Origin of the sequence: Streptomyces sp. NPDC007971, assembly GCF_042958635.1 — a bacterium.
In the GTDB taxonomy this organism is placed as follows: Bacteria; Actinomycetota; Actinomycetes; order Streptomycetales; family Streptomycetaceae; genus Streptomyces.
In genome coordinates, this window is sequence record NZ_JBIBJK010000015.1 from 140,658 (window position 1) to 154,245 (window position 13,588).

General features: G+C 69.0%; 14 protein-coding genes and 1 pseudogene. 3 read left to right on the plus strand and 12 right to left on the minus strand.

Annotated features, from left to right (window positions below; genetic code table 11):
- The first annotated feature begins 89 nt into the window (after positions 1-89).
- A complete protein-coding gene (cynS, locus tag ACFZCP_RS29560; RefSeq protein WP_391432511.1) occupies positions 90-560 on the plus strand; it encodes a cyanase in 471 nt (156 codons plus the stop codon).
- A gap of 105 nt (positions 561-665) precedes the next feature.
- Here cynS and ACFZCP_RS29565 read toward each other — a convergent pair whose 3' ends face one another.
- The 7 genes and pseudogenes from ACFZCP_RS29565 to ACFZCP_RS29595 form a co-directional block, all read right to left on the minus strand.
- Positions 666-1,499, minus strand: a complete 834-nt coding sequence (locus ACFZCP_RS29565) for a PIG-L family deacetylase (RefSeq protein ID WP_391432514.1) — start codon at positions 1,497-1,499, stop codon at positions 666-668.
- Positions 1,500-1,963: 464 nt separating this feature from the next.
- Positions 1,964-3,220, minus strand: coding sequence for a cytochrome P450 (locus ACFZCP_RS29570; protein ID WP_391432517.1), 1,257 nt, complete (start codon positions 3,218-3,220; stop codon positions 1,964-1,966).
- A gap of 501 nt (positions 3,221-3,721) precedes the next feature.
- A pseudogene (locus ACFZCP_RS29575) lies at positions 3,722-3,976 on the minus strand (hypothetical protein); the annotation flags it as partial.
- Positions 3,957-4,400 (minus strand): hypothetical protein, encoded by a 444-nt coding sequence (locus ACFZCP_RS29580; protein WP_391432520.1) that lies wholly within the window; start codon positions 4,398-4,400, stop codon positions 3,957-3,959. The pseudogene ACFZCP_RS29575 and the gene ACFZCP_RS29580, both read right to left, overlap by 20 nt.
- A 397-nt stretch (positions 4,401-4,797) precedes the next feature.
- Positions 4,798-5,352: a telomere-protecting terminal protein Tpg gene (tpg, locus tag ACFZCP_RS29585; RefSeq protein ID WP_391432522.1), complete on the minus strand. Its 555-nt coding sequence runs from the start codon at positions 5,350-5,352 to the stop codon at positions 4,798-4,800.
- 3 nt (positions 5,353-5,355) lie between these two features.
- Entirely contained in the window at positions 5,356-7,491 is a 2,136-nt protein-coding gene (gene tap / locus ACFZCP_RS29590) for a telomere-associated protein Tap (protein ID WP_391432525.1), read from the minus strand.
- Between the two features lie 378 nt (positions 7,492-7,869).
- Complete coding sequence (locus ACFZCP_RS29595) at positions 7,870-8,334, minus strand: DUF6624 domain-containing protein (RefSeq protein WP_391432528.1); 465 nt, start codon at positions 8,332-8,334, stop codon at positions 7,870-7,872.
- Positions 8,335-8,852: 518 nt separating this feature from the next.
- Between ACFZCP_RS29595 and ACFZCP_RS29600 the strand changes: the two genes are divergently transcribed.
- Positions 8,853-9,041, plus strand: a complete 189-nt coding sequence (locus tag ACFZCP_RS29600; RefSeq protein WP_391432532.1) for a hypothetical protein — start codon at positions 8,853-8,855, stop codon at positions 9,039-9,041.
- 405 nt (positions 9,042-9,446) lie between these two features.
- On the opposite strand, the gene ACFZCP_RS29605 is transcribed toward ACFZCP_RS29600, so the two are convergent.
- Positions 9,447-9,650: a cold-shock protein gene (locus ACFZCP_RS29605; RefSeq protein WP_381659069.1), complete on the minus strand. Its 204-nt coding sequence runs from the start codon at positions 9,648-9,650 to the stop codon at positions 9,447-9,449.
- Between the two features lie 603 nt (positions 9,651-10,253).
- Positions 10,254-10,541 (minus strand): WhiB family transcriptional regulator, encoded by a 288-nt coding sequence (locus ACFZCP_RS29610; protein ID WP_391432539.1) that lies wholly within the window; start codon positions 10,539-10,541, stop codon positions 10,254-10,256.
- Between the two features lie 227 nt (positions 10,542-10,768).
- Here ACFZCP_RS29610 and ACFZCP_RS29615 point away from each other — a divergent pair, with 227 nt between their 5' ends.
- Positions 10,769-11,500 (plus strand): hypothetical protein, encoded by a 732-nt coding sequence (locus tag ACFZCP_RS29615; protein ID WP_391432542.1) that lies wholly within the window; start codon positions 10,769-10,771, stop codon positions 11,498-11,500.
- Positions 11,501-11,798: 298 nt separating this feature from the next.
- Here ACFZCP_RS29615 and ACFZCP_RS29620 read toward each other — a convergent pair whose 3' ends face one another.
- From ACFZCP_RS29620 to ACFZCP_RS29630, 3 genes are all read right to left on the minus strand, one after another.
- Positions 11,799-12,125 carry a hypothetical protein gene (locus tag ACFZCP_RS29620; protein WP_391432545.1) on the minus strand — a complete coding sequence of 109 codons (327 nt, stop codon included), beginning with the start codon at positions 12,123-12,125 and terminating at the stop codon, positions 11,799-11,801.
- A gap of 271 nt (positions 12,126-12,396) precedes the next feature.
- The gene (locus ACFZCP_RS29625) at positions 12,397-12,699 is read right to left on the minus strand and encodes a hypothetical protein (RefSeq protein ID WP_391432548.1); all 303 of its coding nucleotides are present in this window, start codon (positions 12,697-12,699) and stop codon (positions 12,397-12,399) included.
- Positions 12,700-13,167: 468 nt separating this feature from the next.
- Positions 13,168-13,407 (minus strand): hypothetical protein, encoded by a 240-nt coding sequence (locus tag ACFZCP_RS29630; RefSeq protein ID WP_391432551.1) that lies wholly within the window; start codon positions 13,405-13,407, stop codon positions 13,168-13,170.
- Between the last annotated feature and the right edge of the window lie 181 nt (positions 13,408-13,588).

Sequence of the window (13,588 nt, forward strand, 5' to 3'; positions counted from 1 at the left end):
GCAGCGTGGCGTCCCGAACCACCCCCAAGAACCCGCCGTTCCGCTTGTTCCCACGCGGAAGGGCACCCCTGGAAAAAGGAGCCCCTCTCATGGTGCACGCCCAGTTCGACCCCGCCGCCCGCCAGGCCCTGGCCGCTCAGGCTGTGGCGGCCAAGACCCGCAAGAACCTCTCCTGGCAGCAGATCGCCGACACCTCCGGCCTGTCGGTGGCTTTCACCACCGCCGCCGTCCTCGGCCAGCACGCCCTGCCCAAGGCATCCGCGAAGGCCGTCGCCGAGCTGCTGGGTCTCGATGAAGACGCCGTGATGCTGCTGCAGACCATCCCCGCCCGCGGCTCGATCCCCGGCGGCATCCCCACCGACCCGACCATCTACCGCTTCTACGAGATGCTCCAGGTCTACGGCACCACCCTCAAGGCCCTGGTCCACGAGGAGTTCGGCGATGGCATCATCTCCGCGATCAACTTCAGGCTCGACGTGAAGAAGGTCGCCGACCCCGAAGGCGGTGAGCGCGCCGTCATCACCCTCGACGGCAAGTACCTGCCCACCAAGCCCTTCTGACCCGAGCGGCCTACGTGACACCGGGACGGGCCGTGCGGGGCGGCCCGCAGCTCGGCGTGTACACCGGCCACCGGCCCGTCCGGTTGATCCCGGCGGGCGGGCGGATCAGCGCAGTCCGGCGAACAGGTCGTTCTCGGGCACGGCCGCTCCGGTGGCGTCCTGGACACGTACGAAGGTCTCGACGCCCATCAGCTCGGTGAACCTCTCCCGGCCCATCCCGAGGAAGAAGATGTTCTCGCCCTGGCTGGCGTGCGCGGCCAGGGCATCGAACTTCTGGCCGCCGAACGCGGTGGTGTCCACCCAGGTGGTGATCTCCTCGTCGGGGAGTCCGATCTCGGCCATCGCGGCGGCCTCAGCGGGATCCGGCTCCTGCCCCTCCGCACCGAACTCGCGCATGACCTCGCCGAACCGCTGCATCATCGAGCGGGGAGCCGTCGTCCAGTACACCTTCGGTGTCAGCGCGGTCATCGCCAGCGCCGCCATCGTGATGCGGTTGGCCTGGATGTGGTCGGGGTGGCCATAGAAGCCGTTCTCGTCATAGGTGACGACCACATCGGGCTGGTAGCGTCGCAAGAGTTCCGCGAGTCGCGCAGCACCCTCCTCCACGGGTGTCTGCCAGAAGGAGCCGGGGGCGTCATTGGCCGGCCAGCCCATCATCCCGGAGTCGGCGTAGTCCAGCATCTCCAGATGACCGACCTTCAGGACTTCGCAGCTTGCCTCGAGTTCACGACGCCGCATCAGGGCGACGGCCGCCGGATCGTGCCCGGGGTCGCCCGGCTTGACACCCCCCGGTCCGTCACCGCAACCGCCGTCGGTACACGTCACGAGGACCGTGCGCATGCCCTCCGCCGCGTACCGCGCGAGGACACCTCCTGTTCCGGTGGCCTCGTCGTCGGGGTGGGCGTGTACCGCCATGAGCGTCAAGGGCAAGTCATTCATGAAACAGTCCTCCTGTGTGAAAGGGCCTCGGTCCGAGTCCTCGGCGGGCGCATCAGCGGTCGCCCCTCAGTATTCGGGTGTCGGACGACCGGGCGCACCGCGGACCCGAGGGCCCCGGGTCACGTCGGGACGGTCTGTCGGTTCCTGTGTTCCCCGTCCGCGGGGCGCCGGTCTCCTGGCTGGTGCAACAGTGTCGGCGGGACCGGCTGTTCCCGCCGCACACCGGAACGCCCCTGGGCCTTGGCCTTCGCGAGAGCGTCGACTCGCTGAACCGCCCCGAGCTCTCGGCTGCCGGCGCTTGGTGGTTCCCAAAGGGTGGGTTCCGGTGGCTCGAACACTCCCCCGGCGCAGGCTCACCCTGATGACCCGCTCCCACTCTCCGAGAAGTAGCTGTGCGGCCCGGAGACCACGAGGAGTGGGTCCCGGCCCGCAGCGGGCCGGTAGAGGAGGCGGGAAAACGCGAGTCAGAGCCGAACCGGACGGACCGGACGGACCGGGAGAGCTTCGACGCTGTTGCCGATGAAGCTGCGCTGGCGAGGCAGTTCGGCCTCGGGGACGGCGAGGTCGAGGTCCGGGAAGCGGGTGAAGAGCCGTTCCAGGGCGATGGTGGCTTCGAGGCGGGCGAGTGGGGCGCCCACGCAGTAGTGCGCGCCCTGGCCGAAGGAGAGGTGCCGGGTCGCGCCGGGCCGGGTGATGTCGAAGCGGTCGGCGTCCGGGCCGTGGAAGGCCTCGTCGCGCCCGGCGGCGGTGTAGCCGGCGAGGACCGGGGTGCCCTGCGAGATCACGGTGCCGCCGAGGGCCAGGTCGCGGGTGGGGTAGCGGAAGGGGAACCAGCTGACCGGGCCGTCCCAGCGCAGTGTCTCGTCGACCACGTCGGCCCAGGTGGCCTTGCCGTCCAGGACCAGCGCCAGCTGGTCGCGGTGGGTGCACAGTGCCCGTACGGCGTTGCTGATCAGGTTGAGGGTGGTCTCGTGGCCTGCGACCAGCATCAGGCGCATCGTGCCGATGAGTTCGGCCTCGCTGAGCCGGTCGCCGCCGTCCTCGCGGGCGGCTATCAGGGCGCTGGTCAGATCGTCTCCGGGGGCGGTCCTGCGGGCGGCCGCGACCGTGCCGAGCAGCTCGACGAGCTCGCGTACGGCGGCCATCACCTCCGCCGGGGTGGTGTCGGTGGCGATGATCACCGTGTAGGAGAGGTCGTGCAGCCGGCCGCGGTGCTCGGGGTCCACGCCGAGCAGCTCGCAGATGACGCTCAGCGGAAGCGGGAGCGCGAAGTGGGTGCGCAGGTCCGCGATGCCGTCCGGGTCCTCGGCGGCGGCCCGGCCGAGATCGTCGAGGAGACCGGCGGTCAGCTCCTCGATGCGCGGCCGCAGCCGCTCCACCTGGCGGGCGGTGAAGGCGTTGCCGACGAGGGAGCGCAGCCGGCGGTGGTCGGCGCCGTCGGCGGTGTGCATGCCCTGGGCGTTGGCGAAGACCCGTAGCGGCCAGTCCGCGGGGATCGTGCCGTCGTTCAGGGCCGGGCAGTGGCGGGCGTCCTTGGCCACGTCGGGGTGGGAGAGGAACTCCTTGAGCGCTTCGTGTCCCAGGACGACCGCTGCGGGCACCCCGCCGGGCAGGACGATGTCCGCAACGGGCCCCCGGGCCCGCAGGCCGGCGTTCAGGGCGTGCGGGCAGCCGCCGGCGGGGTCGACGACGTGGGCGGGGGCGGGGGTGTGGGAGGACAAGCCGGGACTCCTGACCGTTTGGACGAATACCGGCCAACAGTGCGGTGTGGATGCCCGGTTGTACAAGTCCGCCCCGCCGGCGCCTAGGCCCAGGGCCCGGTCCGTCCGGCCCGCTGCCTTCCGAAGCGGGGGCCCGGCGACTCCAGCCTCGCCTTCCGCATGCGGCGCCGGGGTCCGACACATCCAGCCTCAGCGGCATCCGAGGCACGGCGTCTGGGGCAGCTTGTTGGCCGGGTCGCTTTCATGGGGAGCCATTTCGAGGTGACTCGGGGAGTTGTTTCGTGGCGCCGGCCAAGATCGATATCAGTGACTTCTGCCGCCTCCCCCGGCTGTCAGAGCCGGGCGGAAGACGGTAAGGCACCCGCCCCCCCAGGCGGTCAGGACACGGCCGTCGCGCACGTCGAGGACCCGGAGGGCGCCGCTGATGCGCTTGCCGTCCTTGTCCAGTTCCACGCCCTTCGGCGGGGTGACCTCCGCGGTGCTCCAGCCCTTCTTGCCGGTGGCAAGCTCTGTCGCAAGGTCCTTGATCAGGAAGGGCACCCCCGCCAGTGGCGTACTCCCCGGAGCCGGCGTGTCCTGTGCGGGCCAGGTCTCGACGACGGCGTTGATCTGCGGATTCACCACGTCGGACGCCAGCTGGGCGGTCGAGGCGAGTTCCGCGGCGGTCACCTGGCCACAAGCCACCAGATCGGCCAGGCCGACGGCGTCGTGGCTCACGTACTCGGAGAGTAGCCTTCTAGCGGCGGTCGCCTTCACACACGTCGAGGCGTACGGCGGACAGGTACTGCGTGCTCTGAGGGCTGACGTCCGCGGACAGCAGGAGCTTGCGGTCCGACGGGTCGAGGACCTCGGCCAGTTCGTGGATGGGGTAGCCGAAGAGGTCGAGGTCGCCGAAGGCGACCGGAACGTCGGCAGCCCGGTCCGGGACCCCCTCGGTCCGCTCGACGGTCAGATGCCCCATGGCCTGCTCGGCACAAGCCGTGCAGGCATAGGCCGTGACCAGGACGCCGCGGTGGACGAAGAAGAGGGTCCAGTGCACTCCGCACATCCACCCGCCGGTGCGGATGTCCGCCAGGGTCGACGCCGTCCACTGCGCCGCATGCTCGGTCATGCCGAATCGCAGGACGCCTGCGTTCGCGGGGAGGACGAGCCCGGTGCCGGGCACCAATCGGAAGGTCACTCGAACAGTCTGCCGGGACGCGTCGGTCGGGTCACCCCGCTCAAGGGGCCACTCCACCGGCAAGCCCGAGGTCCTGTGGAGCTGTCCCTCGGTGGAGGTGCACAGTCTGGACGGCAGGGGCACCGGACCGCTCCCTGACATGCTTCCAGGTACGCGACCACGACCACGGTGCGCAATGCAGTGACGGAGTGGATGACGCGGACGTCGTCGATGTCGTCAATGTCGTCGGCGTACTCACGCCGTTCGGGGTGGGAACCGGGGATCGGGCTGGCGAGGTCCGCTGCGACGGACAGCGCGGTCGAGGCGCGGTCGAGTGCGTGGATCTCGGCGTCGTCGGTGATGCAGGACCCACTGCCGCTTCCAGTGGGACAACCTTTCAGACATTTTCGGAGCCCCTTTAGAAGGAAACATCGAAATAGTCGATGCTGTTGAGGCTTACTTCGAGGCCCTGGGCGCGTACGCCGCCGTCCTTGAAATACACCTCCTGCAGTCCTTCAGCCACGATGTCGCGCATCTGCTGGTCGCCGGCTCCGGCGGCGCGGGCGTCGAACAGACGCTGCGCGTAGACCGGGGGGAGGTGGACGGTGAGCCGTCGGAAGCGGCCGTCGTCGGTGGTGCCGATCGGTGCGGTGTAGCCGAACTGGGCGCGGGTCTCGATGGTGATGCCTGTTGCGGTGGCGGCCTGCTTCTGGCGCCGCTTGCGTACCTGCGGCTGCCAGCGGATCCGTACGGCAGCGTCGATCCGGTCGCTGATCGCCCTGGGCGGGTGTTTCCGCTCGCCGGTGCGATAGCGCTCCACCGACCGCTGGCTGACCCCGATCTCCCGGGCGACGCCTTTCGTTGTCTTGAGCTGCTTCAGCAGGTAGTTGATCCGCCCTTTGAGGGTCTTGGGAGGCTCCCTGGTGAAGGTCTCCTGACCTGCCCGGTCCAAGGCATCGTCGATGTCACCCACGGGTCACTCTCCTTCGTCGAACCGGGCGTCGTGGCCGTCGCCCTTGATGTGCCGGGCGGGATTGAGTCCCTGCTCCATCAGGTCGACCGCCCAAGCCATCTCCTGGACGCCTTCGACCTTCGCCAGGCCCGGCGTGGGTCCGAGACGGAAGGCGCCGGGGATCGGCTTGCCCGAGGCGCTGTAGGGCAGGAAGTCCAGCGCCGATCGGCCCGGGCTCGGGTAGACGACGCAGTCGGACAGCACGGCCAGCGGGTACAGGCCGGTGAACTCTGCCATCTTCAGCATCTTGCGGTGCATGTTGACCCGCGCCTTGGAGATGACCGCGGCGCGGATGTCCGGGCGCCACGTCGGCCGCTCCAGCGCCGGCCACCGGTCACCGTCCTTGTAGTGGCGGCCCTGGGGGCGCTCGCGCAGCTTGCCCACGCCGCCCTTGACGGTGGCCTTGACGGCGGCGAGGACGGCCACCAGGCCCGGGTCTGCCTGCTTGTGCCGCTCCATCGCTGCGAGGAACTCGGTGTCGGTGAGGTCCTTGTGGACGCCCAGATCCGCGAGCGTGTCGACGTAGGCCGTCCGGAGCCGGTCGTGCCACGGGTCCAGGTACGCGCCGGTCTCGCGGCGCAGATAGGCCTGGATGGGCCGGACGTTGTAGCCGAGCTCCTGGGCGTAGGCGACCGTGTGCGTCTGGTACCAGGCCGGACCCTGCGGGCGCTGTCCGGAGGGCGTGAACGGCGACGGCAGACGCGGGTCCAGTTCGACGGGGGACAGGTCCACCAGCCAGGAGCCGGGGATCTTCGGGTTGAACTGCGGGTGATGGAAGTGGTCGGGGCCGGACAGGCCCACCGTGAGCCGGGCCGCGGCCGCGAGGAATGCGGTGTTCAGGTCCAGGCCGACCGCCCACGGAAGCGACACCTCGTCGCCGGTGAGCAGGTCGACGTCGCGCACCCACTGGTACGCCTCCTCGTCCAGGAACCCGCCCGTCCAGCCGGAGTTGACGACCACAGGGTGCTCCGCGGTGGCCTCCGGCGGCGCCGGGTCCATCGGCTCCGTGCCCAGCGAGCCGGGAGTGTGCCCGGAGACCCAGTTCCCGGTCGTGCGGTCCTGCACCGCGCGGGTGGGCGGGCGCAGCGTGGTCATCAGCTCCAGCCCGGACACGGCGGTGGAGCCGCGCGGGGTGATGACGCGCTGGGCGTAGACACCGAGGACACGGGCGATGTCGGCCGGCTCCATCTCCGCCACGCCCGGCCACGAGCGGGTGTCCAGGGCGTCCCAGGACAGGACGGCGAGCTGTACGCACTGCCGCTGCCCTGCCTGGGCGGGCCGGTAGATCCGTGCCCACGGCCCGAACCCGCGCTGCGTCAGCTTCCAGCGGGCCTTGGCGACCTGCTTGACCACGGGGTGGTCCTCCGGCAGGCGTAGGGAGCGACGCTGCTCATGGCCCTCCAGGCGTTCCGGCAGTCCGAGCTTCACGGCGGCGGCGGCGGTGAGCACGATCAGCGGATCGGCGTCCTTGCCGTTGCGGTGCAGCTTCGGCGCACCGAGGCCGGACTCCTTGAGGGTCCACTCCACCAGCTCCGGCACGGTGGCCGCCGGGCAGTCCAGCACGATGCCGTCGACTCCGTACGCGGAGCCGTCGCCGTCCAGTACGGCGAGCGGACCGTGCGGGAACCGCGGGTCCAGGGCGGCCTTCGCCGCCTTCTTCACCGCCGGTCGCGGGGACGACGTCGCCGGGCGCACGGCCGCAGGGGCTGGGCGCTGGGCGGTCTGAACGGTCTGGGCGCCGGGCGCTTCCACCGGCCCGGTGGTAGGCGTCTCGGCTTCGCGGGCGGCCGGACTGGTGAACGTCTCCGGAACCGCCTCCGGGCGGGGCTCGGCGGCAGGGGCAGTACCGGGCGCGGGGTACTTCGCCGCCCACCCGTTCAGCAGCCGCTGGTACGCCTCGAGGCGCGGCGACTTCGGCTCGGAGCGCCCGTTCTCGTAGTTCTTCACCGTCTGTGTCGTCGTCTTCAGTGCCTGCGCGAGGCGGGCCTGGGTGATGCCGGCGGCCTCGCGGAGCCGGGCACGCTCCGCCGGGGGTGGGAGCTGCGGTTCTTCAGCCAACAGGGCGTCGACCGACGCGAACAGCTCTTCCTCGGATGCCATATCGCTTTACCTCCGCGCGGAACACTACCAGGATTAGCCCTATTTTTAACTCATTTATTAACCCTATCGGAGTGTTTTGGTGACCTCGCCGTTCGGTGAAGCGGCACAACCACCAACAGGAGGGGACGGCGGCAGGATCCGGCAAGGCACCGAGCATGCTGTCCGAGCTGCCATCGGACATTGACTGGCCGCAGCCCGTCTTGTCGGCGACTTGGCACCCCGCACGCCGCCACACGGACTCTGACACGCTGAAGCCGTACCCGGTTCTGCCGTGCCTGTTCCCGCGGCCCTCACGACGCTAGGGCCTGTCCGGCGGATCATTGCCCGCGGCAGGTGAGCCCGGGCAGTGATCCACCGGACGCGGCCGGGAAGGGGGCGTCAAGCCATGGAGAACTGGGCGACGTACTCGTCGAAGGGCTCGATGCCGACTTCCGCACGGAGTTCGTCCATGCGCTCGGGCTCTTCACAGGGCCACGGGACCGGCGCCCCGTCCTTCACGCCGGCGATCTGAGTTCCGTAGACCTGCTTGCGGCCCTCATTGACCAGCGTGCGGTCGCGCAGGAAGGCCAGCTCGCGCGGGCTGGCCGAGCCTGCCGACACCGCCTGCTGCATCAGCTGGAGGGCGCGACGCTGAACGTCGAGCTGCCGGTCGGCGTGCTGAGCGATGAGCCATGCCGCGCGTGCGGCCTCCTCGCCGACCAGTTCCGCCGTCGGCCAGCCGTACTCGTCCATGATCTCGTTGAGCCGGTCACCGTGCCGGGCGGTCAGTCGCCGCCAGGCCAGCTGCTCGGCGGGGTCGTCGCTGTTCGCGCGGACTGCCAACTGGTGATCGGCCGCAGCCATATCCGTGAGTTCCGCTGTCAGTGCGGCAACGTCGTGCGCCACTCTCAACTCCCAGGTCAGATCAGTGCTTTGTGTCCGCCCGCAAGCCTAGAGGTGCAAATCGGGTGTAAAGATCATTCCGGAGTACGGTGACAGGCGCCTCCCCGGCACCACATCGCTTGTCACGGACTGCTGACAGTCGGCACGGGGAACCATTGAGGTGTCCCGAGCGGCCGCCGGGCCAAGACGGCACCAACCTCGTCTGCGTCGGACGGGGTGTTGAGGCAACGACGAAAAGAGTCCGACTGCTGGACTGACACCTCGTTGCGTTGATTGCCACCGCAGTGACTGATGGTCGCAGGACAGGCGCTGACAACTAGGGCGACGTCGGGGCTTGCGTTGTGACCGTGCTCATCCGGCGCTGAGCCACGCCCGAACGCCCTTCGGGGCGCCCGATCATGCTCAAGCCGGTGTACGAGGTCTCCGAAACCACGTCCGCTCCTCCCTGCCTGCCGCCGTGCACAGGGCCTCCTCCGGCCGTGGCTGTGCACGGTGATTTGTGGTGGCGACTGCGGCCCACCGTCAACGGTGACGCCTGGGCCCTGGTGCCCTACCTCAACGAGGACCTCGCCGTCACTGCCACCTACGGCGACGACAACGTCGCTCCCCTACGGGAGATGCCCGGCGGACACGCAACCACATCCCAGCTGTGGTTCCTGACCGGCTGAGACATGCACAGACTCACGCCGGACTCGCTACTGCCACAGGACGACGCACAGGGGCGCCCTTCCGAGGCGGGCGCGTTCGACGCGGCGATTCCGTCACCTCGCGAACCCAATTCGTCTGTGGCTCGCAAGAGCGGAGAGCCGTCCTGGCCTTGTAAGGCCTGGGCGAGCAACTGCAGGTTCCCGGGCACAGTGGCGTTGCTGTACCGGGCGAGGTCCACGCCGTGGCGGGCCTGTTCGCCGTGGATGCCGGCCGAATGTGATGCGTTGCGTTGTTGCCGTCGGTGGCTTGGCGCAGCAGTGCTGGTGCACAGATAGCAGACGCTGCCAGGGCGCCCATGGGGGCGGAAGACGGAGCAGGCCCCGAGGTGTCCCCGGGACCTGCAGCCACACAACGGCCGGATCGGGTCAGGCGGGGGTGATGTTCTCCGCCTGCGGGCCCTTCTGCCCCTGGCCGACGTCGAACGTCACCTTCTGCCCCTCCTGGAGCTCGCGGAAACCAGAGGCGTTGATGTTGGAGTAGTGCGCGAAGACGTCCGGCCCGCCGCCGTCCTGAGAGATGAAGCCGAAACCCTTTTCGGCGTTGAACCACTTGACGGTTCCGCTGGCCATGCTGAGCCTTCCAGTCGATACCGGACCCGCACCGCGCGGACCCGAAGCTGATGCCCTGACCCCGTACCGCACAGCAAAGCGCCCACGCCAGAGCGCGGGCGGGCACTGCGAACCAGAACACCTCAGCAGCGACGCTACACGGCGAGAACGGCTCCCACCAGAGAGCAACGGTCATCAACCGGCAGGCATACGCCAGTCGGGCGCCGAGGGTGCAGACCGCGCCCCCATCACCGTGTCACGCGATACGTCGCCGTGCACGGCCACAGCGACGCTGATTCGCCCTCGCCAGTCCACTCTCCCCTGACCGGCCGCATGCCGGACACGGACGCGCGGCACCGTCGGGTGCCTGTCGGCCGGAACAGCTCCGCCGGACCCTGCTTGCCGACTTCGGCAGGCCAGAACCAGGCACCGGAAACATACGAAAAGGCATCACGGTTCGCACGCTCGTCGGTGCGGGCGAGTGGCCGTCACCCGCGGGTGCACTCGTCCGCCGCCGAGCGCGGGTGTGGCGGCCTGTCAATGCGTGAGCGGCTCAAGCCGCCCCGGGACGGGACCTGGGATCCGCCGGGGCACGGGCCAGGCGGCTTGCGCTCACCGGGGCTGTCAACTGGCGGTGGACTGCTCGAACGCCTGGCGTGCGTCGTTCAAGACCCTCTGCCAGGAGGAAACGTCTGGTCGGCGACGCAGCAGGGCCCTGCGTTCGCGTTCGGTCATGCCGCCCCAGATGCCGAACTCGATGCGCTCATCGAGTGCTTCGGCCAGGCACTCGGTGCGCACCGTGCATCCGGTGCACACCGTCTTCGCCTGGTGCTGTGCTGCGCCCGGAGTGAAGAGTTCGTCGGGGTCGGTGCTCCGGCAGGCCGCGTGTTCGGCCCATCGTGAGCTGGTCATGGCTCCTCCTCGGCTTTGCTCGGCGACCTACGCTGCCCACCTGAACCAACGTTCATGAGCTCGGGATCATTCAAAGGCGTTCAGGAGCAGCAGCTCAAGGGGGCCTGGGACGGTGGGCAGTGGTGGTGAGTTCTCGTACGGGTGCGTTCGGGCAGGAGATCAGCCGTGTGCGGCTGAGATAGGTAGCATCCGCGCAACACACCAGGGATCAAGGGAGCGTGCACCGCATGCCTGACACCGCCGTCACATCCATCCAGCAGAAGTACCAGCGCCAGTACGCAGCCGACCTCGAATCCAACCGCAGCCGGCAAAAAGACATCGAGCGGCAGATCGCCACGCTCAAGGAAACTCTCGGGCGGCTCCGGGCGGACGAGAAGTGGCTGGCCGAGCAGATGGAGTTGGTGCCGGCCCACCCCGAGACCACGGCCGTGCCTCGGGCTGAGGGCGGCGCACCCGCGCCCGTCAGGCCGGAGGAAAACTCCGTCCCCGAGCCGCGGCAGGAGGCCCATTCCGCCACCGTGCCGAAGAAGACTGCGAAGAAGACTGAGAAGAAGGCCGCGAAGAAGGCCCCGGCCAAGAAGACCACCGCGACGGCGACGGTCACCGAGCGGGCGGCCAAGCCTGCGGCAAAGAAGGCCGCCACCGTGAAGACGACGGGCAAGGGTGCAGAGCCCCCGCTGGGTGATCTTCTGCTGCGTGTCCTGGCCACGAACCCCGTCGAGCCGCGCACAGCCGCCGAGGTCGTCACCGGCCTGGAGAAGGCCTTCCCCGAGCGCGCCCGTGACATCAACACGGTGCGCAACACCTTGGAGCGGCTGGTGGCCAAGAGCCGCATCGAGCGGACCAAGCAGGGCAGCACGGTGTACTACACCGTGCTGCAGCAGTCCGGGGCCGGCATGCAGGAGGCGGACACCACCCCGGCGGGTGAGGAGAGCGAGACGGTAGCGGCGCAGGTCTGAGGCTGCGACGCCGGGCACTCGTCCATGCGGACGAGAAGTGAGGACACCGGCCATGCCCGCTGCGCCGCCGCGCGGAACCTTCCTGACCATCGCCAAGGAGATGGCCGAACCAGGCACGTTCCGACCCGGATATGCAGGAGCTGCCGTCCGTGCATGAGGTCATGGCCCGGTACAAAGTCTCGCGGGGGCTTGTCCTGCGCGCCTTCCACCACCTGGAGATGGAAGGCAACGGCCGTTCAGTAAAACCCGCCCCGGTACGGGTGCTGAACAGGTCTCATACCGGGGCGGGACAGGGCGGTCAGCTGAAGACGACTGAGCGAAGCTTCAGCCTGTCACCCAACCTCTTTCCCGGGTTCATGACGTAGAAGGTGTCGCCGTTGCAGTCGAAGTCCAGGAACACCGTTGCGGTTGACGTGGTGAAATTCTCGGGCGCAAATGCGGGGTCCTGCTCAGTTGCCCCGAAGAGATTGGTGCATCGGCCGCTCTCCGGGTCGGCGATGCCGGCCGGCACGCCAGGGCCTACCTTGTAGAGGAAGTCGCCAGTGGCGGCGCTGGCGGATGTGGGCAGGGTGACGACGAGCGCCAGAGCTCCGAGGGCAGCTGCGACGGAATGACGAAGACGCACGAGGGGAATTCCTTTGTCACGCAGGGGACAAGACCCTCCCAGCGTGCCGGGACCAGCGCGAAACAGCCCTCAGTGCCCGATGTAAACCACCCTCAGGGAGGGCTCAAAGCGATATTGCCACCCGCCATGTGAGGGACCCAACAACGGGCACCGCTGGAGGCCTTACCCCTCAATCCCCGAAGACCCATGCCCCCATGCTCTGTCCCCGGGTACCCCGAGCCGACGACGGGTGCCGCTGTGCCGAGCCGATGCGGATCAAGGCTCTCGGTCTCTAGCGTTTCGCCAGCGCCCGGCGGAGCGGAAGGGCTGTGAGCAGGACGAAGATGCCGAAGAGCGTGATCGGCAAGAGCCCTACGGGACGGAGAAACGTGATGGGATGTGCCATGACCGCGCTCCATGCGACGCTCCAGTTGCCGAGCATGTCCGAGAGCATGACCCCAGCAGCGAGCAAAGGCCCACAGGGGCGGGCGGAGACGATCAATGCTGCGACCAGCGGATCCAACAACAGGAGTGCATGGAACAGCAGTTGGACGAGCACCGGGGCGTAGCTGTAGGCACTCAACCCGCCCGTCATCGGAAAGTATCCGTGTGCTCCCGCCCCTTCCTGGAACCCGACCGTGTACACCGCCGCCGTGCACCGGATCCCTACCGAACGATCCCCCCATCGCATAGTGGTCGCTCTAGGTCGTGTTCGCGATGTGGTCACGGCGCCTGCCGTATCAAGGCGAGTCCGACGGTGGGTTCGCAGCCGGCACCCAGCCCGTCGTACCGGGCACGGCCTGCCTACGATGAGCAGCCTGCCTGGGAGGTGGCCGCCAGGGAAGCCGTGCGCGCAGGACGACCGGTCATCGAGGGGCTCGCCTCATCCATGCGACCGGAAGAGGCCGAACCAGCACGGAAACTGCTGCTGACGATGGACGGGACGCCACCGTTCCCGGACCTCTGAGGGGAGTCGCGTGCTCCCCAACCGCACAGCCTCGTTGACCGAAGAGCCCGGAGACGCCCCTCGAAGATCGTTGCCGGACGAGCCTCAGGAGAGACGTCAGGGCAGTTCGTCCGAGAGGGACGGCAGGAGCGTCTTCAAGTCGCTCGGCAGTGCGCTCGGCAGGCCAGACGGAAGCCCCGTCGGCAGGCGCGACGGGAATCCGGTCGGCAGGCGCGACGGCAGACGGCTGGGGAGTTCGGTGGGGAGGCTGAAGGAGGGCCGGGGAGAGGGGCTCGTGGCCGTACTGCCGTTCTCCGGGCCCTTCTTGTCGGTGGAAACGTCATGCCCGGAGGCCATGAGGACCACGGCAAGGACGGCTGCGGCGGCCAACGGGACGGCCAGGAGGGCGAACTTCGAGCCTCGGCCGCGCCGAGGTGACTGCCCGGACCATGCCTGGCCCGGCTCGTCCCACGGGGACGGGCCGTAACCTTCGTACGGCGGTCCGAAGCCACCGCCCCGAGGCGGCTCGGTTCCGTCC

Excerpts from the sequence above, each read along its gene's own strand:
- cynS (WP_391432511.1), top strand. The coding sequence starts at position 90 with ATGGTGCACGCCCAGTTCGACCCCGCCGCCCGCCAGGCCCTGGCCGCT.
- ACFZCP_RS29565 (WP_391432514.1), bottom strand. The coding sequence starts at position 1,499 with ATGAATGACTTGCCCTTGACGCTCATGGCGGTACACGCCCACCCCGAC.
- tap (WP_391432525.1), bottom strand. The coding sequence starts at position 7,491 with ATGGCATCCGAGGAAGAGCTGTTCGCGTCGGTCGACGCCCTGTTGGCT.
- ACFZCP_RS29595 (WP_391432528.1), bottom strand. The coding sequence starts at position 8,334 with ATGGCTGCGGCCGATCACCAGTTGGCAGTCCGCGCGAACAGCGACGAC.
- ACFZCP_RS29605 (WP_381659069.1), bottom strand. The coding sequence starts at position 9,650 with ATGGCCAGCGGAACCGTCAAGTGGTTCAACGCCGAAAAGGGTTTCGGC.
- ACFZCP_RS29610 (WP_391432539.1), bottom strand. The coding sequence starts at position 10,541 with ATGACCAGCTCACGATGGGCCGAACACGCGGCCTGCCGGAGCACCGAC.
- ACFZCP_RS29615 (WP_391432542.1), top strand. The coding sequence starts at position 10,769 with ATGCCTGACACCGCCGTCACATCCATCCAGCAGAAGTACCAGCGCCAG.
- ACFZCP_RS29625 (WP_391432548.1), bottom strand. The coding sequence starts at position 12,699 with ATGACGGGCGGGTTGAGTGCCTACAGCTACGCCCCGGTGCTCGTCCAA.
- ACFZCP_RS29630 (WP_391432551.1), bottom strand. The coding sequence starts at position 13,407 with ATGGCCTCCGGGCATGACGTTTCCACCGACAAGAAGGGCCCGGAGAAC.